Below are 20060 nucleotides of genomic sequence, written 5' to 3' on the forward strand. Positions count from 1 at the left end.
GACCAGTACAAGAATGTCCAACTTCTGGGCAACTGCTCCCAAGACCCATCGTCCTGATCACCGCATCTGGCTCGATAGGACATGTGACTCAGCAGTCGTCGCTGTGCTTCTGTGTGTCTGGCCCTAATGGCGTCTTCAGGCAACCTAGAATCAGCAGAGGAAAGAGGACCGTCGCATCACCTATGACAGTCTCATATCTCGCTTCGCACTGTATCTTCTGCCAAGACACCCCTTCGGCAAGAGGCGCCCCGCTCAGGCTACCAGCCTCGGGGCGGTCCATGGTTATCTGCACAGCAAGGTCGAGGCCGCCCTTCAGGATGGTACTCCCCATAGTGAAGTGCTTCGTGAGACCTCCACCGAGCATTATGGCACCGGTCTTCTTGACACTGGTAATAATCTCTCCAAGTATTCGTAGATCCTTCACGAAGTCAAGTGATAGAGGCTTCATCGTGCTATATGTGTACATGTGGAAGCCGAGCATCGAGTCCATTAGTCCCGGCGAGAAGACGGGGACATTCTTGAGATAGGCCTGCCTGACCACAGATTCGCTGTCCTCAATCGAGGCACCCAGAGCGGCAATGAACTCGCTCGGGGCAAGCCCTGTTCGCTGTCGCTCGGTGAGCCCATCAAGAAACGCGTAGACTCTCTTCTCGAATGTCTCGAAGTCGCCCTCTTTGACAATGATGTCACCAATTCTGCCCATACCGGCCTCCCGCAGTTCCGATTCTGTCTTGCGAGTTGGAACCCTGTAGTGACCGCCCCCGTAGGCCTCGATTAAATCGTGAACAATGTTGGCACCACTTGTGACCAGCGCGTCGACAAACCCGTCCGCAATCAACCTGCTGACGATGTAACGGAGCCCCCCGGGAATCATAGGCCCAGACAAGGAGAGGTAAGTGAAGCAGTCCGGGTCACTGAACATCTCATGGACTATTGCTGCAGCGCGCCCCAGCCGACCTGCGCCGAGCACGCCTACTTCTCTCATCGCACTGACCAGTTCCGGTATTGTGGCACTGTCAGCACACTTTATGTGTTTGACCCGCTGCACGAGCTTCACCGAGGCAGCAGTCTGAAGTATGATGATAAAGGATTCTGTTCAGAAGGAGGTGGACGCGAGTACAGGTCCATTCCGGGAGGGCGCGACCCGAACTCGCGCATTCCAAAAACAGTACTGTTTCACTAGCCATCTCTGTGCTCGATTGACTCTTTCGGTATGCATGAATAGGTCAAGCCGGTCAGAAAGGTCATGGAGAGGTCCACGAAACTAATGTCACGTCTACAATGCAGTATGCTTAAACGACTAGGCCACTCCAGAAGCTCATGCAGCCATTACTGGACTCGTCATTCTACTTCATGATGACTACCGTCATTTTGCTGCAGTTCTCTTGGCTAAGCCTAATGCGCAGTGGAGGCAGAAGATATCTTCGGTCGATTGTACATCACCACAGGCCAAACACGGCACTGGCGAGAGCATACGCATGGAGACTGGAACGACCAGCCAATGCTGTGATAGAGGGAGGGACTATGACAGCCCTAGTGATCTTCCTTATGGGACTTCACTTGTCCACGTACACAGCGGAAATCCCTCTTACCGCTCTATTCGTAGTTGGACTTGCAATGGCACTCTATACCACGAGCACACTACAGACAGCCCTCGGGGTGAAACGACTTACAAGCGTTGAGAAACAAATCGCTGACAAGATAGACTCGAGCGTAGATAGAATCGGTTCTGCACGAACTTTGATAGACGAACTGGTGGGAAGGAGGAGTCGTCAAGACAGTGTGAGATGGCTCGCACTCTTCAGAATAGCCCTCAGGGACACGCCACTTGGCTGGTCCGTCCGTGATGCACTGATGGAAAAGAGGAAGAGCTGGGAGAGAGCAGCAGAGACGTCAATAGCAGCACGAAAAGCGTCAGATAACGGACAGCAAGGCCCCAGCATCACATAAGAAACTCGTTTCAGTCCAGCGATAGATGATACGTTCCTTCAGCAAGTCTTAAATGGACAGGCAAGGGCGTCAACCAGAACCCCTTAGAGAGGAACCCGAATGTCAGCCACTGAAGTTCTGAAGGGCCGGAGAGGCGTCGTCACAAGCTATCGGAGAGGCAAACACCTTCAGCATCCCAACCAGGTACTGATTCAGTTCGACGGAATAGAGACCAAAGAGGCTGCAGCCCGACTACTTGGCAGAGGTGTGAAGTGGGTTTCAGAGACTGGTCGGGAGTTTCTTGGCAGGGTTCTGGGACCGCATGGCAACAGCGGTGTTGTCCGTGCGAAGTTCAGGACAAACCTGCCGGGACAGGCAATAGGAACGCAAGTCTATCTGATGTAGACGTCAAGTTTTATCAGACACCAGCGGAAGACCCGCATGGCTCCAATGATGTAGACGGCTATCTGAGGGTAGTCAGACCCTACGAAGAGTCATAGTTAGACTGAGGAGCCACTACATGATGGCTAGCGTGCGAGGACACCTGATTGACCGAGATTGTTATGCTTATCTCAGCCTACTTCGTTGCGGGCTTGACTCTGAAGACGGGAGATGACCTGCTCGATGAACTCGACAAGCCCAGATTGGCTTGGTTCCCGTTAGTACTATCCGGGATCCTCTTCGGCATGATAATGACTCAGTCTGAGTGGGACCTGGTCGTAATGACCGCGATAGTGGTGGGTGTTGCCGCTTCTGGAAAGGTCGACCGGCGACAGTTCGCTGGAGGACTGGCCATGATTGTGATTGTGCTTCTTCTCAGAGGACTGCCAGCAGTCACTAGCTGGCTTGAATGGACCGCTCTGCTCATCATGCTATTCATGGCCGCAGTCTTGGACGAGAAAGGGAATGACTGGGCAGACGCGGAAGTCTCACCACGCGCAACAAAGTTCTTTGCATACCGGCTCACTCTAAAGGCTTCAGTCCTGCTCCTGTGTATTCCATGGCCACCACTACTCCCATCAGCGATTGCGTTGTGGTTCTTCGACCTCGGCTATGAGCTTGCCAGATACGTCCTCAGATCTTGGGCGGATAGACGTGTAGTGGAGCAAGACTACAGCACACGTCCATGAATTGTGGCACAAGTCCGAGTTCACGGGCGACGTCAACGCCACGCTGACTGACGTACGCGATTCCGTTGACCCCACTTCGAACAGCGTACTCATCTGACTGGATCTTGTGTTCACCCAGCGGGCGGGCGCAACCAAGCAGAATGGGAACGTCTTGCATTGCCAGACGGGCAACAGTGAGCACGCGCCCCACGGCCTCCGGACTCGGAGGTGTCACATTAGCCATGGGAGTCTTGCGTATGGGAGACAGCACAATCACGACCACCGCACTTGGTCGGCAATCCGCGACAGTCTGCAGAGCGGCCAGCTCACCACTGAGTCGCCCATAGTCAAGTCCCACCAATACATGTGGCACCGTGGGAACGCCTCGTTCAGAGAGCAGTTTCAACGACTCAGCCATTCGCGCGGGACCGTCATGCAGGTGGTATACCTCTCTTGCGACCCTCTCGTCGCCTATGACATCAAGCATTGCCGCATCTACCTGCGCATCGGAGAGCATGTCAGCGGTCTCCACATCTACGATGCCCGTATGGACTACAACCTTGAGCCCCATCTCGTTGCGTATCTTGGACAGAGCATGCCCGACTCTCTTCAGTGGGACCTGACCCGCAGAGTCAGACCCGCCGCTGACAAGTAGGCCTTGTCCACCTCTTGACTGAACCTCCTCAGCTAACTTCAGGAGCGCATCTGGTGTGGTGGCCGGTCGCATCCCTGTCAGGTATCGCCCACGACAGTGGTCACACATAAGTGAACACGAGGTTCCGGTCACACTTGCGGAAACGAACGCATATGGGTCGACTTGACTGTGGTCACGTATGCTGTATGGATATCCTGTTGGGCTGTAGCAGAGCAAACCAGTACCGAACCTGCGCAGGCGCAAGGAGAGGCCGGTTGCCATCACAGACTCAAACTCGTGACGAGGAGCGCTCATGAGTGCAAGGCCTTCAGTCATAATCCGGAAGCCCATTCAGACGACCAGAGGGCTAGCAGGATGCAAGGCCTATTATGCTTTTGATTCAGGACCAAACAAGAAGCTAGAAGTACTGCTTGGTCACTGCACTAGTCACTCACCAGACCAGACACAGGTGGTTACACGTGTCAGACAACACCACAGGAGACATTGGTACTTTCTTTGACGCGAAATGCATCGCAATCTACGGGGCTTCTGCGACGCCGAACAGCGTAGGCCAAGCAATTCTTCAGAACTTCATCAAACCGCAGTTCACCGGAGAAGTCTATGCCATCAATCCAAGATACAAGCAGGTCCTCGGAGTGCCGTGCTATCCGACACTTCAAGAGGTGCCAGAGTCGGTCGACTTGGTCGTTGTCGCAGTACCCGCAAGACTGGCCCCGACGGTCTTCGAAGACATCGGCAAGAAGGGCGCAAGAGCAGCTATAGTGATCTCCGGTGGCTTCTCAGAAACCGGCCCAAGAGGAGCGGAGCTAGAGAACGAGATGCTCAGCGTTGCAAAGAGGTATGGCATCCGAATAATAGGTCCGAACTGCGTAGGAGTCATAGACACGCGCACGCATATCGACACATTCTTTCTGCCAGAGTATCGATGCGGCAGGCCCAGAGCCAGCAACGTTGCCAACATCTCGCTTGTCTCGCAGTCGGGAGCATTTGCTGCTGCAATATCGGACTGGACTGCACAGCTCGGACTTGGCATAAGCAAAATCGTGAGCTTGGGAAACAAGTGCGACGTGAGTGACGATGATCTTCTTCGCTATCTTGCTCAAGACAGTACAACGCAGGTCATCTGCTACTACACAGAGGGGTACGACGCCGACAAGGGTCGGTCTTTCTTCGAAACTGCAAGTGGTGTCACTGGAACCAAACCAGTCCTAGTGGTAAAGTCCGGAAAGGGCGATCGTGCACGTGCTGCCGCGAGCTCCCACACAGGATCGCTTGCGGGATCAGATAGCATAGCTGACTCCGCCTATAGGCAGGCGGGCATAATCAGAGCCGGGAATTTCGAGCAGATGTTTGACATGGCCAAGGCTCTAGCAATGCAGCCACCGGCAATGGGCAACAGGGTGCTCATGGTGACAAATGGCGGTGGACTTGGCGTAATGACGACAGACGCCCTCGAAGCACTCAATCTATCAGTTCCGACTCCGTCAAGTGAGCTGGAGCAGAAGTTGAGAGAGCGGCTGCCTGCCTACTGTGCGGTTGGGAATCCCGTGGATGTGGTCGGTGACACCGATGCGAGTAGGTATGATGCCGTGTTTGAGGAAGCCATTCGGAGTGGGGAGTATGACATGTTCGTGGTGGGAATGCTCCTTCAGACGCCCAGCCTTGGAATGGACATCACAAATGTGATAGCCAACTACCAGCGCCAGTCAGGCCTTCCATTTGTTGTCGTTTCAATGGGGGGAGCATTTACAACCAAGGCGGGAGAGATAATGGAACTCATGGGAGTGCCCACCTATGCAACAGGGGAGAAGGCGGCCCTTGCAGCCAGTGCATTGGCGAGATATGGAGAGATAAGGCGTAGGAAGCAGTCTCAAGGTATGATTTCTGGTAAGCCATAAATAGGGCTGGTAGAGCCAACAATCAGAGGTCGGATGAGATGAAACTGGCAAAGAAGGTCTTTGAAACGGCACTCGGCGAGGGTAGGACCTTCGTGTTGGAACACGAGGCAAAAGACATACTGAAGTCCTACGGAATACCCACACCACCATATGCCACGGCCACTAGTGCAGACGAGGCGGTCAAGAAGTCAAGAGAGATAGGCTTCCCGGTGGTATTGAAGATTCTCTCTAAAGACATCATGCACAAGTCAGATGCAGGGGGCGTGAAAGTAAACCTCAAGGACGAAGCCTCTGTCAGGAGTGCCTACGATGAGATTATGGCAAACGCTCGCAAGTACGGAGAGAGCAAGGGTGTCACAGTGGACCTGAGCCGAGGTGTATTGGTCTCGAGCTTTGCGGATGCGGGCACCGAGGTGATTGTGGGTGTGACTACAGACCCCCAGTTTGGTCACGCCATAATGTTCGGGCTGGGAGGAATATTCGTTGAAGTGCTCAAGGATGTCACGTTCAGATTGATTCCATTGAGTGAAAACGATGCTAGGGAAATGATTCGTGAGATAAAGGCAGCGAAGATACTAGATGGGGTGAGAGGCCAGCCACCAAGGGACGTCGATGCTCTGGTAAAGACAATCATGGGAGTTTCGAAGATGGTACAGGAGAACCCTGAGATACGAGAGCTCGACTGCAACCCGTTATTCCTGTACGAACGTGGAAAGGGAGCTGTTGTCGTTGATGCCAGGATAATCATCCAGGGACCGAAACCAGACACAGCATCTAGCCACTGATGACCTGTGAGAGTAGTATCAGACCGCGCTTCAGGTCAGACTCTTGCAACCCATCTTCAGACGTGGGCTGCTTAGTGCCAGCAGAAACCAGTAGCAGCAGAGATAGAACTCTAGGCACCAGATGAGGATTCCTCACTAGGAAGTCCCTGTTGCCAGCAGTTTCTAAGATTAGCCCTTCAATCTTGCGCCCAATCGAACGCGTCTGCTCAATCATCTCCGGAGAGGGTCGTATCCTTCTGTAGAGGGACGGGATTGAATGCTCGTATTGGAGGGTCTCGGCGGGTACGCCCGCAAGCTGCAGCATCGATAGGGCTCCGACAATGAAGGACTCGTATTCATCTGAACCAATCTCGCTTAGACCGACCCTGGCAGCCTGAATCTGAACAAGGATCCTGAGTGAGTTGGTCAGCAGATGTCGAAACACAGACTGAAGAGAGGATATGTCTGAGAGAAATTCCTCAGCATATACAGACTCCAGCCTCGCAGCTGCAGAGGAGTCTAGATTCCTGTCGAAGCCGGGGGCGAGCTGGACCCGAGCAGCTCGAATCAGGCTGGTGGAGGTGCCAATCTCCCTTACTGCAGTGAGACTGCCGAAGTCCTCCGGCATCATGTGAAAGAGGAGAATTCGGACGAGGTCGTAAGCGGTTTCAAAATCGGTCTCGGTAGTCATGGTACGTCCCTGTCCACGACAAGACAGTCCTGAGAGAAGCATCCACGATGATGCGATGTCATCGCGGAGGCGACCTGCGTCACCAGAGAGTGCAAAGTTGTGCTCAGCAAGAAAACTGGAGAGGCGATCAGTGGCTGCACGAACTCGGTCGAGAGTCGCCGCGCCCAGCTCTATGGACGAAATCGAAGAGAGGAAATCACGGGCGTCCTGAGAAGCTGGACGCAGCACAAAGCCGGGGTTCTCGCGATTTGGAGTCCACCACTTGCTCGTTGATGCGAAGTAATCGAGGACATCGATTGCTTGCGTCAAATCTGAGGGGGAGCTAGTAGTACGATTGTTGAGATAGGCGATTAGTCGTGTCAAGAGCGCAAGGAACCTTGAGAGATGGTCAGAGAGTCTTCGGCCTGCGTAAGAAGAAGAGGAGAACTTGGAAACTAGGTGTCCAATCTGACTTGAAGCCTCACTATGGAAACGCGTGTTCAGTATTCCTCGGTAAACTTCAATGGGAGTCCTTGTCAAGGCCCGAAGTCCTCCTCAAGTGATTGTACTCAAGGCATCTGGCATACCATCTGGAAACCTAGAAGACAGCCCTGCAGTATAGAGGATATAAATGACTATGTCACGAGCGCTTCATTTACCGTAACGACGCGAACGCTGTTCATATGATCGTATTGCCCGCCAGATGTCAATTCTACGTACAGCAGGCCAGTAGACCTGAGCGAAGTAGAGCTCCGAGTAGGCAGACTGCCACAGTAGGAATCCGGATAGTCGCTCTTCCCCAGAGGTGCGTATGATCAAGTCGGGGTCAGGGACACCGTTAGTGTAGAGATGCTTCTCTATCAACCTCTCATCAATGTCTGAAGGAGAAAGTGTTCCCGAGGATATCTTCGATGCAATAGCCTTCACAGCATCCACAAGCTCAGCACGTCCCGAGTAACCAATGGCCACATTGAGAATATGGTCCGAGTACTTGGCGGTCTCCTCCTCTGCGGCTGCGATGGCCGCTTGTACCTCTTCGGGAAGCAGGTCCACCCGACCTATCGCATGGATTCGCACTTTGTGCCGATGCACATCTGGGTTACCAACCACTTCACTGAACTTCTCTTTGGCCAAGGCCATTATCTCCCTGACTTCATCGGGTTGGCGCTGAAAGTTCTCGATGGAGAAGGCGTATAGTGTGCAGACTTTCACACCAGCCTCCCAGAGTATCTTGAGGACATCCATGACCTTCTTTGCACCCTTGTGGTGACCAAACCAAGGGACCTTCAGTCCGTGCTCTCTCGCATAACGACGGTTACCATCTAGTATTATGCCCACATGGCGAGGAGCCTTGTCTTTTGAGAGCTGTCTGAACAGAAAGTACTCGTAGAGCCGATAGACCGGGCCGCTAAGGTTCAATCTACTGCACACTCAAGAATGACAGGATTAGCGACCTAATAGGCTTGGTGCTCGAAAGGAGGCTGTACTAGATCATCTTGGCGACCTTGTCAGCCGCACGTTTCATGTCAAGGAAGACAAGTCCCAGTTTCGCGTTGCTCGAAGTGGAAACAGTGAGGCAGGCATTCATCCCAGCTTGGACAACCAGCACCCAACCATCTTGACCCTTGACATTGACCTGCTCCAGATTGCCCTTTCCCAGCTCTACCGCAGCCTTCTCTCCAAGCGTAAGCATCGCCGCAGTGATTGCGGCCAGCTTCGCCTCGTCAACATCCGCTGGCAGAGCTGAAACAATCGGGAGACCTTCGACACTCACTATGGCACAAGCCTCAATCTCCGGAATGCTGCCCTGCAGCTCATTCAGGACTCCTTCAAGGGTTTCTTCACGGGACTCGCTCATCGACTACACTCACCCGAGTACTACTTGTACATCCTTTTGAGGATTACCTCTCTTGCTATGGCTTGAAACGCTCTCTTAACTCCTACGCCCTGAACCGCAATAGTCTCGTAGATTGGAACATTGCCTCCAAGACCAAGCAGATCCAGCATCTCGTCACGCGACATCCTGTTCGGCAGGTCACGTTTGTTAAGCATTACGACAATGGGAATCTCTCGTCCCAACACATCGCCAAGAAACAGCTTCAGCTCCTCGAAGCTCTCAACATTCTCATCTCTCTGGTCAGGAGAGGAGTCTGCAACAAACACTATGCCATCTGTACCCTGCAACACAACCTTCCGCTGATGGCGGTGGCGCTTCTGACCGGCAACAGTGAACACATCGAAGAGCACTCGGCCACCCGCAGACATGGGAACGTAGTCAAAGAACAGGGTCCGATTTGTCTCGTCTTCGATTGCGGTGAACTCACCCTTCTGCAGACCCTCGACCTTTCCATAGAGCCACCTCAGTGCAGTGGTCTTGCCTCCTAGACTGGGTCCGTAGAACACCAGCTTCAAGTGCACTCTGCCTTGTGAGTCTTTTCTCATTTTGCAGTTCACCGTTTCTTTGGCGAGCGGTCTGAGTTGGCGGGTGTAACTGCCCTCAAATAGTTAACTCTTTCTGGTCCTAATCACCAAAGCGCGCCAAACGCGGCACTGAATCCAGATGGTCCGGTCCACCTAGAAAAGCGTTGGAAACGTACGCTCACTGGGCACCGCTCCTGTGAGTAGTCTTGAGGGCCATGAGACTAGACACGTTCGAGCTCTGCCAGGGCCGACTTGAGGTCTTCCTCATCGAGTTCCTTGTCTTTTGTCGAGCCATCGGGTTCGACGGCAAGAAACTTCTCAAGCTCTTCAGCAAGCTGCACGCCGTACTTCTTCATGACAAGACGTACCAGACCAATGTTGACCTCAGGCTCTGATACGACGCAGAGCACACCCTTTCCGCATGCAGAGGCGAAGATCTTGCCTTCTGAGAACTCGGATGTGACTATCTCTAGGTCACCTATCTGAAGATTCTTCCCCTGTTCCTCGCTAGCACAGAAAACCGCACTTGCAATCGCCCCTATGCTGTCAAGGTCAACCGGGAAGTATGTGAGCTTGCTCACGTTTGCTATGGTGAGACCAGTCTTGTCGACAAGAATCACCTTCCTGCAGCCTTTCTCCTGACGGATGATCTCTGTTAGGATTCTATCGAATGCCTTTGGATCGGTCACTTTGTTCACCTCTTGAGGACCACGAGTATGAGGCCCTCCTTGACATCTGGAGCGATGTTAATCTGACCATTGGATGTGTCTAACGTGAGAAAAGACAGACTCCCCTCTCTCAGTTCTCGGACGGCATCGAGTGCCTTTCCGACCAGAGCAGTCGTTATAGCAGCGATGGTTTCAGTTCTGTCGACGTCAAGGTCGCTGAACAAGGGGAAGCCTTCCATATTCGTGACTACCACACCCCGGACTCCTTCTTGGGTCCGCAATTCGGCGAGTATGGCTTCGAGCTTCTCCTGGCTAATAAACTGAAGTCCCTGCTTTGTTGGGTTCTGCCTTAGTAAGTCGTACGCCACGCAAATGGTATTTTAGACTTGTGGCAATGTGCTATCCAAGAGCAGCATCTTTTGCGCATTTGTGACCGAGTGTCACATGAAGTGGAGGTGGGCGGCCACTGGCCGCCTCTCTGGTCTCTGCAGATTGAGAACTACTCATCCTCTTTCTCATCGAAGAGCTCCTTGGAACTGCGTTTCATCTGCTTGAAGCCCCTTGTGAAGGCCTCGTCAGCTGCAGCACAGGGAGCGCCACCTTGGGCAGGAGCAGCCGCCATCTTCGACTCCATCTCTTGCAGATTAGCCTCTTCAGAAGCCAGAGCGTCATCGGCACGTTTCATTCGGGCTTGTACCGCTTTCGGCGCAGCCTTTGTCTTCTTTGCCAAGGCCGCACGGAAGCCAGCGATGCGATCCGCACCAGCGGCCCTCTTGCCTCCGAAAGCGTCTTCACCCGCCTTCTGTGTGACGAAAGTCGCACTCATTGTGGGGTCGAGAGTGGCGACGAGGTCTCGCTCATCGCTTGTGACGCGCAGATTGGTGCTCACTGCACGGACCCTTCGTGCACCCTCTTCATCAGTATATGTGACTTGGACCTGGACTGGGACTTGCGCGGACCTTATCTCTGACTCAGGTTCCACCTCAACATACAGCTCGTGATCTTCACCGACTGCTCCAATCCGTCCCGACCCAGTCTTGGTTATCTCCTCGATTGCGGCTCTGGAAACACCTGATGCGTCTTTCACTCTTACCCCCTTGGGGGTCAGGAGCCGAATCTCAACATCCCTGCCCAGCAACGAAGCACCCGCAAGCTCGGAGAGGCTCCTGTCAAGCTCATTGGGAGTGACATAATACATCTGACCTCCTGTGGCCTCGGGCAAAAGGCCGAGCGTCTTCAGCTCCATACCTGCTCCCGAAGCAATACCGACTACATCGAATGCAGTTCCCAGTTCTCTGAACATCGTCCCGAGTGTCGCGTAGTAGCTGCCTGCAGGAGTCACCTGATATCCCTCAAGGGCGCCAATTCCCTCATTGGCAAGCCCATCGGTGAGAAGCACCACCCTGGCAATGTTCCGATGCTTCGCTATCACGTACGCCACCGCAACAGCGGGACCCAACGCGGTCCCACCCATCTCACGAAGACTACTCACATGACGCTTGAGACCACTCAAGTTCGGACCAACCTTGATGAGTCTGACTCGGTCTAGCAGTCGCTTAGTTGCCTCCATAATCTGATCGAGGTTGGCAAATGTCTCACATGGTACTTCAACGCGTTCGCCCGTTTCGAGATTGCGAACTGCAACCGAGCTCTCAAACTCAACAAGCCCGAACAGGGTTTCCGGACTGTTTGCTGCAAGACTCTCAATGGATGTTGTCAGGCTCCGCTTGACTGCAGCCAGGTTGGCACCCGCCATCGAACCGGAAACATCTATGACTGCAAGGAAGGACCCGCCAGCGGGGGCTACTTGCCCGCGGGAGGTCGTCTTCTCAGGCGGGGGCTGGACTACGAATTCCGTTTCATTTCCAGCGATGACAATCTCGCCCTCAATGACGTTGAGGGTCCCGCAGAAGGGACAGACGAAGTGCTTACCTACCTTGGGGTCATGTTGAATCTGGTCAGCGCTCATCAGGAACCCATTGCACTTGTGGCATGCTATCGGTTTCCCTACAATCTTGTGGGTTTCTCGCGCGAGGTCTCGGAACTCCACGCGGAGAACATAAGGAATGTCACTCATCACCTTGCGCGAGGCTGGAAAGGCCTCTGAACTGCTCTTTAGTATGGGCATGGGAATTGTCGCTCCATCGGATGACTCAGTCACACAGTCCCCGCATACGGTATTAAGAGATTCTACTCTGTCTTCTTCAACTCAATCGCACAAGAGGAGAAGATATATACCAATCGTCCAAGACTCTGTTGCGAAGATGCTGGAGGACAGCATCGGAGGCCAATACGAATGGTCGACAAGTCAAAGATTGAGGCAATCGTTGCAGAGACAATGGGCGCTAACCCTGACATACAAGGTATGATAGTCTGTGATGCATCGGGCAAGGTGCTGTTCGGTCATACAATCACTGGAGGCATCAACCACTCAGAGGTCGCAAGCCTGTCTGTGAAGATTGCTGCAATTTCTGCTCAGCTTGTAGGTGGCATTGACAAGGGAGGCCTCAAGGAGGTCGACATAACAGCAGACCAGGGACTTGTGATGATACTTGGCGACGTCAAGATGGTGCTTGCTGCAATCTCAGGCGAGGCTGCCAGAGAGTCCATGGGGCTCATTCGCATGGCATTGAGAAGAGCACTCGTAAACATGGTGGCCTAACAGGTCCTTCAGAGCTATCTTTTTGTGGCAAGTGCATCACTGGAAGAGATGGAATACCTGGATATTTCCCGACGTAATACTTGGGTATTACCAAGTGTATTTAGGAGCCAGTATCTTCCCCATAATGCCGCAAGACACGCCAGCCGCTTGTCGTAGCGCAGCTTGAAGGATGATGGTGCCTTGGTCTACATAGAGAAGCTTGTATGCAAGGGCTTCAAGTCGTTCGGACGAGACACTGTAACCATAAAGCTAGACCCCGGGTTTACTTGCATTGTCGGCCCAAACGGGGCGGGCAAGTCCAATGTCATCGACGCGATACTCTTCGTACTTGGGCAGCTCAGTGCGAAGACGCTACGCGCGACTGTGTTTTCAGACCTTCTCTACTCGCCCCCAAAACCAGACATGCCTCCGAAAGCCAAGTCCGCTGTGGTTGAGATTCACTTCAACAACAGGGACAGAAGACTCCAAGTGGACACAGACAAGGTGGTAGTAGAGAGAGAACTCGACGATACTGGGAAGTCAGTGTGCAGGGTCAACGGGAAGATAGTGACACGCCTGCAGGTGTTGGATCTCCTCGGCAGCATAGGTGTCGACCCCAATGGCTACAATCTGGTCCTACAGGGGGAGATAGCTCAGATGGTCAAAGTCAGTCCAAATGACCGGAGGAAGCTGATAGAGGAGATTGCAGGTATATCGGCGTATGACGAGCAGAAGGAGAGAGCTCTCAAGAAGCTCTCGGAAAGCGAGGGGAATCTGGCAAGAGTTGAAACCCAGCTGCAGGAGCGACGACGACAGCTTGAGAAACTGGAAACGGAACGCTCTGACGCCCTCAGATATCAAGGCGTGAAACAAAAGATTCAGTCGATTAGGATTGACAGTCTTGCCTGGACCTTACTCAAATCGACAAACAGGATTGCCACAATAGACCATACACTTGCAGAGAAGGCCCAAGAAATCGAGCGTACATCACAGGAGTTTGCACACGTTGAAGAGAGCATTGTTTCGACCGAACATGAGATAGAAGCGATAGACCAAGAGATTGAACAGATAACCGGTGGAAACTCGGCCCGGGTTTCAGAACATTATGGAGTACTGTCCGCTGCGGTGGCCCACGTCAGGGAATCACTCGAGAGAGCAAAGGAAACGCTTCGCCGGAGTGTTGAGGAGCGGACAAGCCTTGAGCAGGAGTTGAAGTCGACTAGAAATCAGATTGAAGAGTCATCGAAGGCGAGGCATAGTAAGGAGCAGGAACTGGTAGACCTTGACAGGGAAATCGAGAAGACCGTAATGGAAATGGGCCGGTTAGAAGAGAGCCTCCAGAGAGAGCAGACCACGTTCTACGAAACTCAGCAGAGACTCCAAGACCTAAACAACCAGGCAATTGCACTAGACGAAGGGATATCTGAAGTAAGGTCGGCCATGAGGAGTGACGAGAAGGAACTCGGACTGGCATATGAGGAATTGCGCGACTCGGAGGAGAGCCTGAAAAGGACTGGCGAAGAAATGGCTTTGTTGGCACAGATGCTGCCTGCCAAGAGGGAGGAACTCAGTACAAGCGAAACACTAGAAGCGGCAAAACGCTCTGAAGTTGAAGACATCTCCAAGCGCTTGATTACAGTGAATTCGCAAGTGGACGAGTCCGTCCGTCTTGTGAATGTCACGAGGGAAGAGCTGATCAAGCTACAAGCTAGACAGGAAGCGCTCAAGGAGGCGGAGGAGGCCTTTCTCAAGCGAGAGAAGGCGGTCGCGAGAGTCTTGGAGATGCGTGACACGGGAGAGGTCCAAGGCATTCACGGAACAGTGGCCGAGCTGGGCAAAATAGACCCCGAGTACTCGGTAGCTCTAGAGATTGCTGGTGGCAATAGGCTAACCTACATCGTGGTCGATGACGAACAGGTGGCGACAGAGTGCATCAGGGTCCTGAAAAAGGAGAAGGTTGGTCGTGCGTCGTTCATTCCATTGACGAGAATCAAATCAAAGTCACCCGGTCATGTCCCTGATGATGAGAGAGTGATTGGCTATGCAATGGACCTCGTGAGCTTCGAACCAAGATATCTTCCGGCCTTTGAGTTCGTGTTTGTGGACACCATAGTCACGGAGGACTTTGAAACTGCCAAGCGCATGGGGTTCAAGGGGTGGCGTGCTGTCTCAATTGACGGGGACCTTGTAGAGAGGTCAGGACTAATCACCGGTGGGCACTACCATAGAGGAAAGTCGGGCATCTCGTTGCAGGTTCAGGACAACAGCTCTGAGATTATGGAGAAGCTGAAGGGATTGGAGCAGATACTCTCTGACTTGAGGACACAACAGACAGAGCTCAGGAATAGAGAGAAGCAGACGGACAGAGAGATTCAACAGTTATCCAAGAAGATATACCAATTGAGAATCGAGACCAAGGGTCTCGAGGACCAGTTAGAGGAGAAGCGGGCAAGACAAGAGAAACTCACTCAAAGAATCTCACAACTCAGACTGACCATTGAAGAACTCGAGTCGCAGATTGCGACACTCAGAGAGAGAGACACGGAGATGTCTGGTCGTCGCGAATCTGTCCGCAGCCAACGAGACGAGATGAGAGAGGCTCTTGCAAAGTCCGCGGCATCCAGATTGACTCAAGATATCAAGGATTTGCAGGAAGTTCTTGCTTTCAGTAGAAAGAAGCGGGAAACCTATCACAGTGAGCTCACTCGACTACAGGTCGGGGTGGAACAGAGACTGATACCCAAGGCTCAAGAACTGGAGAGCCGGATTCAGACCGTCGAGTCAGTCATTCCGAACATGCAGGCGGAAGTGGAGAAGCAGACCGTGGAACTCTCTCAGAAAGAGGCGGAATTGGAGGAACTGAGAACTCAGAGAGAAAGAATAGAGGAAGCGGTCAAAGACAGACGTGTAAGACAAATCCAGCTGAAGGAGGACCTGAGGAACCTGAGGCTCAGGTTGGAGGAACTCAGAGAGGCTCAGACCAGCAACGAGAAGGCGGTGTACAGACTTCAGACCGAAAGGTCAAGAATTGAGGCGGACATAGTTGGTATCAGGGCTGAACTCGCAGCAGTCACCGACCCGGATGAGGAGTTGACGAAGCGTATGTCTCAGAGGGAACTGAGCCATAGTGAGATAGAACAACTCCAAGAGAAGATTCGAGAACTAGAGAGAGAACTGGAGGCAATGGGTGCAGTGAACCTCAAGTCACTGACCGACTATGATGCTGAGAGAGAAAGGTATGACGAGATAGTGGAAAGGAAGGTCAAGCTTGAGGAGGAGCACAAGGAGATCCTCAGTTTCATGGAGGAGCTCGAGAGAGAGAAGACACGCAAGTTCCTGGTCGTCTACAATGAGATTGCAGACAACTTCGCCAAGGTCTTTGCCAAACTCTCACCGGGTGGAGAAGCCAGTCTAATGCTGGAGAACCCCGAGCATCCACTCATGGGCGGGATAACCGTGCGTTCCAAACCCGCAGGGAAGGAGCTCGTCACTCTGGACGCAATGAGCGGGGGCGAGAAGACTCTCACAGGACTCGCGCTCATATTCGCCATCCAGATGCATAGTCCAGCAAGCTTCTACGTCTTTGACGAGATTGACGCGGCCCTTGACGAGGTGAATGCGCATAACGTTGCCAATCTCATATCAGAGATGTCGAAGTCGTCACAATTCATCGTTGTTTCACTCAGAGACACAACGGTTGCAAAGGCGGACTTCCTTGTGGGAGTCACCAATCAGGACGGACTGAGCAGAATAGTTGACGTCGACCTTCAGGAGGTGTCACAGACGTCATGACGGACAATGACACACCATTCTGGGCCGAACCACCCTACATTCTACTGACAGATGTACTTCAGTTGGACAAGATTGACCCTTGGAATGTGGATGTGGGAAAGCTGGTCGCCGGTTTTCTGCAGGAGATGCGACGACTTGGGGACATCGACTTCAGAGTGTCAGGAAACGCGTTGTACTCTGCGTCAGTAATCTTCATGAAAAAGACGAAGGACCTCGTGGACCTTGGAGTGCTGCCGCCGGAGGAGAGAGAAGAAGAGGAGGAGGATCTAGTCATCCCCATGATTAGGCCACCGTTCAGACTCACCAATCGACGAGTCACACTGCAAGAGCTGTTGGTAGCAATGGATCGCGTCCTCTCAAAGGGCGTTAGAGAGAGACAGATTCCGACCGCTAGACGAAGGTCAAAGACGTTTGTCACGCCTCTCTCGTTTGAGATGGAATCGGAACGTACGAATGTTGAAGAGAACATCGCAGAGGTGTACGCGGACCTAAGGCGAATTCTGAGTACTGGTGATGTGATCAAGTTCACTGATGTCTTGATGAACAACACACGGCGCGAAATCGTACGGGTCTTCTTTGCCATCCTTCATCTCTATGCTCGGGCGTTGATAGACATCTGGATGGATGAGGATGATGTAATATGGATCAAGATGTCGGAACCACCCGAGGATTATGGACGGAAAGTCCCCACTGACCAGCCATCCCTTGAAAGATAGGTGATATTTGTGAATGAAGACATGGTCACGCTTGAGGCAGCATTGTACGCTGCTGGTCGACCAATGACACTGCAGGAACTGGCAGAGATTGTCGGCAAGGCAGAGTCAACAGTACAGAAACTGCTGAAAGACCTTGGCTTCGAATACAATAAGAGAGGCGGTGCCCTAGAGGTAGTGGAGCTGCCGAGGGACAGATACGCAATGCAGCTAAGGCCTGAACTCACCCCTCGAGTAGCCAAACTCATCCCTGGGGGTCTTCTCTCGTACGCCACGCTTCAGACTCTGGTCTACATCGCGCTGAAACAACCGATACTGCAGTCAGACTTGGTGGCGGACCGTGGGACACATGTCTATGAGCATGTCAAGGAACTTGAGGAGAAGAAACTCATCGAGGCCACACCAGAAGGAAGGAGCAAGGTGTTATCCACAACTCAGCTGTTCGCGGACTACTTTGGTCTTGATACGGACATAATCAGAATGAAGGCCCAGCTGAAACACAAACTGAAGCAGATACTCGAAGAACAGAGCAACACTGAGAGTACTGTTCAGACGCAGCTCTAGCATACTCGGGGAACGGGCTCTCCGTATGGCACTTGGACCACCTTTCGGCCGCCCACGCCTGTGTTCATCAGGACTCTGGGAGGGCCGGATACTGCCTTTCCTATCACCCGTGCCTGTTCGGTCGTTTTGTGTCTGCGTAGGACCTCAAGCACTGCCTCACTCATCTCGGGGTCAACCGAGAGTAGTGCAGTACCCTCACAACTCATATTCATCGGGTTCAGTCCTAATATGTCGCAGAGCGACTTGACTTCAGAACGCACAGGAACGAGGCTCTCTTCGAGGACAATCTCCACCTTGGACTTGGATGCGAACTCGTTGAGCGCAACAGAAGTCCCACCACGCGTGGGGTCCTTCATCGCATGGACTCCACCAGTATCGAGACAGTCACGAATCGGATTCCAGAGAGGAGCCACATCGCTGACAAGGCCCGTCTGAAAGCTCAGACCCTCGAGATGTGCCAACAGAGTCACTCCATGGTCACCAATGGGTCCAGTGACAATAATGTCGTCCCCAGGCCGGACCCCACTGTCAGCTACAACCGACTTGCAGTAGAGAATCCCGATGCCCATCGTTGACAATACGAGACCATCGAGCGTTCCTCGCGGCATGACTTTTGTGTCACCAGCAATCATCGCCACATTGAGAGGCTCAATCACAGAGTCAAGAGACCGGAGCACCTTGGAGAGGACTTCAATCTCGAAGCCCTCTTCAACCACCACAGTGTTGGTCATGGCTATCGGCTTTGCACCCATCATTGTGAGGTCATTGACAGTACCGCAGGCGGCAAGCTTTCCAATATCGCCACCGGGAAAGAACAGGGGCTGCACTGTATGCGCATCAGCACACACAATGAGGTTGGCTCCTTCAAGTGGAAGAGTAGCTCCGTCATCCATCTCATCAAGACCGACTGTGCCTAGAATGCGTTTCGTGAAGGCAGGGATGACTGTTCGCTGGATGAGCTGCTGCATGACCTTTCCGCCAGCACCATGCGCCGGCTCGATTCTCGACATATTCCAACCTTCTTGAGACTGTCCTCTTGGCGACCAAGGGATGCTGCTACAGGACTGCTCACGTAGAGTAGAAGCAGCGCTCGTGGTGAACACTAAGCAAGATTTAAAACATCTCCGAAAAGTGCCTTTCTGACGAGACCTGACTAGAGGTAGTCTGAAATGGGTGTATGGCATGGTAGGTCCAGAAGGACTCCAAGCGGCGCACTGATGCGGAAGTTCCGAGGTCATAGGAAGAGCGAGATGGGACGCACTCCCACTGAGACTCTGATAGGAGAACCGAGGATAAGAAGAATAGACAGCAAAGGCATGAAGAAGAAGACACCCGCAATGCGCCTCAAGTACGCCAACGTCACAGACATCAAGAAGAAGGAAACGTATCATGTCGAGATACTTGACGTTGAGAAGAACCCAGCTAACATGGACTACCAGCGACGCAAGGTGATTACGCGAGGCACCATAATCAAGACGTCAAAAGGTAGAGCTAAGGTCACAAGCCGTCCCGGTCAAGAGGGAGTGCTTAACGCGATACTGCTCTAGTCATCACTCGGTCCCGCACACAGCAGGCCTAGTCGTCAGACAGGACCGAGTATGATTCCGTCCGGCAACTCATCCAGAAGTAGTCCTTCAGCCTCCGCCTTCTTCACTGCAGCTAGTGCTTTCGGGCCCCCAATGTTCTCAAGGGCTCCAGCTGCAGTCTGCCTGACGAACAGAGATGAATCGTGAAGGGACTCTATCAGAGATGGTATGGCACTGGGATCCTTCCGTTCACCCAATTGCACGGCAGCAAACAGTCGAACCATGTATCTGGGGTCCTTCAGACATGCTGTCAGAGCGCTTGTGGCATCTGAGTCTGGGAGGATTCCAAGTCGATCAATCGCATTCAGAACAACCTGTTGGTCCTCGCTCTTGATCTCTCTGAGAAGTTCGTCAACCATTGGAGAGGGTACTGCAGTCTTCGTCGTGGTCTTCTTACCCGAAGTTGTCTTTGCAGACGGGCTCCTCGTGGACTTGGTCTTGAGACTCGAGGACTTCTTCGTACCTGGTCGAGGCTCTTTCACATGCGCAGGCTTCGCGGGCGTTGACTTCTGGGCCTTCTTCGATGCCGTCGGGCGCGCCTCGGGCTTCGAATCAGGCGTGGCGGTCTTCTTCGTGGTCTTGGGCATGGAACGCACCTCTGGCCAGAGTATTGCATACAAGACTCCCCCCGCAAGGATATAAACCGTTGC

The 20060-nt window shown here is 53.0% G+C and carries 22 protein-coding genes; 11 read left to right on the forward strand and 11 right to left on the reverse strand.

What is annotated here, in order from left to right; translation table 11 throughout:
- Positions 1-88: 88 nt before the first annotated feature.
- Complete coding sequence (locus HXY34_04290) at positions 89-1048, reverse strand: deoxyhypusine synthase family protein (GenBank protein ID NWF95341.1); 960 nt, start codon at positions 1046-1048, stop codon at positions 89-91.
- A 272-nt stretch (positions 1049-1320) separates the two neighbouring features.
- Between HXY34_04290 and HXY34_04295 the strand changes: the two genes are divergently transcribed.
- From HXY34_04295 to HXY34_04305, 3 genes are all read left to right on the forward strand, one after another.
- Positions 1321-1950, forward strand: a complete 630-nt coding sequence (locus tag HXY34_04295) for a hypothetical protein (GenBank protein NWF95342.1) — start codon at positions 1321-1323, stop codon at positions 1948-1950.
- Positions 1951-2049: 99 nt separating this feature from the next.
- Positions 2050-2334: a 50S ribosomal protein L35ae gene (locus HXY34_04300; protein ID NWF95343.1), complete on the forward strand. Its 285-nt coding sequence runs from the start codon at positions 2050-2052 to the stop codon at positions 2332-2334.
- 143 nt (positions 2335-2477) lie between these two features.
- Complete coding sequence (locus tag HXY34_04305; protein NWF95344.1) at positions 2478-3059, forward strand: hypothetical protein; 582 nt, start codon at positions 2478-2480, stop codon at positions 3057-3059.
- Here HXY34_04305 and HXY34_04310 read toward each other — a convergent pair.
- A complete protein-coding gene (locus HXY34_04310; GenBank protein ID NWF95345.1) occupies positions 3004-4023 on the reverse strand; it encodes a radical SAM protein in 1020 nt (339 codons plus the stop codon). The genes HXY34_04305 and HXY34_04310 overlap by 56 nt on opposite strands.
- A gap of 128 nt (positions 4024-4151) precedes the next feature.
- Between HXY34_04310 and HXY34_04315 the strand changes: the two genes are divergently transcribed.
- Both HXY34_04315 and HXY34_04320 read left to right on the forward strand, forming a co-directional pair.
- Complete coding sequence (locus HXY34_04315; GenBank protein ID NWF95346.1) at positions 4152-5591, forward strand: CoA-binding protein; 1440 nt, start codon at positions 4152-4154, stop codon at positions 5589-5591.
- A 38-nt stretch (positions 5592-5629) separates the two neighbouring features.
- The gene (locus tag HXY34_04320; protein ID NWF95347.1) at positions 5630-6376 is read left to right on the forward strand and encodes an acetate--CoA ligase family protein; all 747 of its coding nucleotides are present in this window, start codon (positions 5630-5632) and stop codon (positions 6374-6376) included.
- Here the strand turns inward: HXY34_04320 and HXY34_04325 are convergent.
- The 7 genes from HXY34_04325 to HXY34_04355 all read right to left on the reverse strand — a co-directional run bounded on the left by HXY34_04325 (position 6366) and on the right by HXY34_04355 (position 12242).
- The gene (locus HXY34_04325) at positions 6366-7565 is read right to left on the reverse strand and encodes a hypothetical protein (GenBank protein NWF95348.1); all 1200 of its coding nucleotides are present in this window, start codon (positions 7563-7565) and stop codon (positions 6366-6368) included. The two genes, HXY34_04320 and HXY34_04325, sit on opposite strands and share 11 nt — an antisense overlap.
- Positions 7566-7676: 111 nt before the next feature.
- On the reverse strand, positions 7677-8444 hold the full coding sequence (gene uppS, locus HXY34_04330) for a di-trans,poly-cis-decaprenylcistransferase (protein ID NWF95349.1): 768 nt from the start codon (positions 8442-8444) through the stop codon (positions 7677-7679).
- Between the two features lie 67 nt (positions 8445-8511).
- The gene (locus tag HXY34_04335) at positions 8512-8883 is read right to left on the reverse strand and encodes a roadblock/LC7 domain-containing protein (GenBank protein ID NWF95350.1); all 372 of its coding nucleotides are present in this window, start codon (positions 8881-8883) and stop codon (positions 8512-8514) included.
- Positions 8884-8903: 20 nt separating this feature from the next.
- Entirely contained in the window at positions 8904-9467 is a 564-nt protein-coding gene (locus HXY34_04340) for a gliding-motility protein MglA (protein NWF95351.1), read from the reverse strand.
- Between the two features lie 200 nt (positions 9468-9667).
- A complete protein-coding gene (locus HXY34_04345; protein ID NWF95352.1) occupies positions 9668-10135 on the reverse strand; it encodes a roadblock/LC7 domain-containing protein in 468 nt (155 codons plus the stop codon).
- A 5-nt stretch (positions 10136-10140) separates the two neighbouring features.
- Positions 10141-10482, reverse strand: coding sequence for a roadblock/LC7 domain-containing protein (locus HXY34_04350; GenBank protein NWF95353.1), 342 nt, complete (start codon positions 10480-10482; stop codon positions 10141-10143).
- A gap of 131 nt (positions 10483-10613) precedes the next feature.
- Complete coding sequence (locus HXY34_04355; GenBank protein ID NWF95354.1) at positions 10614-12242, reverse strand: VWA domain-containing protein; 1629 nt, start codon at positions 12240-12242, stop codon at positions 10614-10616.
- A gap of 168 nt (positions 12243-12410) precedes the next feature.
- On the opposite strand from HXY34_04355, the gene HXY34_04360 reads away from it, so the two are divergent.
- The 4 genes from HXY34_04360 to scpB all read left to right on the forward strand — a co-directional run bounded on the left by HXY34_04360 (position 12411) and on the right by scpB (position 17824).
- Entirely contained in the window at positions 12411-12776 is a 366-nt protein-coding gene (locus HXY34_04360) for a hypothetical protein (protein NWF95355.1), read from the forward strand.
- Positions 12777-12938: 162 nt separating this feature from the next.
- A complete protein-coding gene (gene smc, locus HXY34_04365; GenBank protein NWF95356.1) occupies positions 12939-16547 on the forward strand; it encodes a chromosome segregation protein SMC in 3609 nt (1202 codons plus the stop codon).
- Complete coding sequence (locus HXY34_04370) at positions 16544-17263, forward strand: hypothetical protein (protein NWF95357.1); 720 nt, start codon at positions 16544-16546, stop codon at positions 17261-17263. Before smc ends, HXY34_04370 begins: the two co-directional genes overlap by 4 nt.
- Before the next feature lie 9 nt (positions 17264-17272).
- Positions 17273-17824: an SMC-Scp complex subunit ScpB gene (scpB, locus tag HXY34_04375; GenBank protein NWF95358.1), complete on the forward strand. Its 552-nt coding sequence runs from the start codon at positions 17273-17275 to the stop codon at positions 17822-17824.
- Here scpB and hypE read toward each other — a convergent pair.
- Positions 17821-18834 (reverse strand): hydrogenase expression/formation protein HypE, encoded by a 1014-nt coding sequence (gene hypE, locus HXY34_04380; protein ID NWF95359.1) that lies wholly within the window; start codon positions 18832-18834, stop codon positions 17821-17823. The genes scpB and hypE overlap by 4 nt on opposite strands.
- Before the next feature lie 159 nt (positions 18835-18993).
- Between hypE and HXY34_04385 the strand changes: the two genes are divergently transcribed.
- The gene (locus HXY34_04385; GenBank protein NWF95360.1) at positions 18994-19371 is read left to right on the forward strand and encodes a 30S ribosomal protein S8e; all 378 of its coding nucleotides are present in this window, start codon (positions 18994-18996) and stop codon (positions 19369-19371) included.
- 35 nt (positions 19372-19406) lie between these two features.
- Here HXY34_04385 and HXY34_04390 read toward each other — a convergent pair whose 3' ends face one another.
- The gene (locus HXY34_04390; protein NWF95361.1) at positions 19407-19769 is read right to left on the reverse strand and encodes a HEAT repeat domain-containing protein; all 363 of its coding nucleotides are present in this window, start codon (positions 19767-19769) and stop codon (positions 19407-19409) included.
- A gap of 25 nt (positions 19770-19794) precedes the next feature.
- On the opposite strand from HXY34_04390, the gene HXY34_04395 reads away from it, so the two are divergent.
- Positions 19795-20052, forward strand: a complete 258-nt coding sequence (locus tag HXY34_04395) for a hypothetical protein (GenBank protein NWF95362.1) — start codon at positions 19795-19797, stop codon at positions 20050-20052.
- The last annotated feature ends 8 nt before the right edge of the window (positions 20053-20060 follow it).

It is taken from the genome of Candidatus Thorarchaeota archaeon (assembly GCA_013388835.1).
GTDB lineage: Archaea > Asgardarchaeota > Thorarchaeia > Thorarchaeales > Thorarchaeaceae > JACAEL01.

Coding starts and splice junctions, on each gene's coding strand:
- HXY34_04295 (NWF95342.1), top strand. CDS start 1,321: ATGCAGCCATTACTGGACTCGTCATTCTACTTCATGATGACTACCGTC.
- HXY34_04300 (NWF95343.1), top strand. CDS start 2,050: ATGTCAGCCACTGAAGTTCTGAAGGGCCGGAGAGGCGTCGTCACAAGC.
- HXY34_04310 (NWF95345.1), bottom strand. CDS start 4,023: ATGGGCTTCCGGATTATGACTGAAGGCCTTGCACTCATGAGCGCTCCT.
- HXY34_04320 (NWF95347.1), top strand. CDS start 5,630: ATGAAACTGGCAAAGAAGGTCTTTGAAACGGCACTCGGCGAGGGTAGG.
- HXY34_04335 (NWF95350.1), bottom strand. CDS start 8,883: ATGAGCGAGTCCCGTGAAGAAACCCTTGAAGGAGTCCTGAATGAGCTG.
- HXY34_04340 (NWF95351.1), bottom strand. CDS start 9,467: ATGAGAAAAGACTCACAAGGCAGAGTGCACTTGAAGCTGGTGTTCTAC.
- HXY34_04355 (NWF95354.1), bottom strand. CDS start 12,242: ATGCCCATACTAAAGAGCAGTTCAGAGGCCTTTCCAGCCTCGCGCAAG.
- HXY34_04360 (NWF95355.1), top strand. CDS start 12,411: ATGGTCGACAAGTCAAAGATTGAGGCAATCGTTGCAGAGACAATGGGC.
- HXY34_04370 (NWF95357.1), top strand. CDS start 16,544: ATGACGGACAATGACACACCATTCTGGGCCGAACCACCCTACATTCTA.
- hypE (NWF95359.1), bottom strand. CDS start 18,834: ATGTCGAGAATCGAGCCGGCGCATGGTGCTGGCGGAAAGGTCATGCAG.
- HXY34_04385 (NWF95360.1), top strand. CDS start 18,994: ATGGGTGTATGGCATGGTAGGTCCAGAAGGACTCCAAGCGGCGCACTG.
- HXY34_04390 (NWF95361.1), bottom strand. CDS start 19,769: ATGGTTGACGAACTTCTCAGAGAGATCAAGAGCGAGGACCAACAGGTT.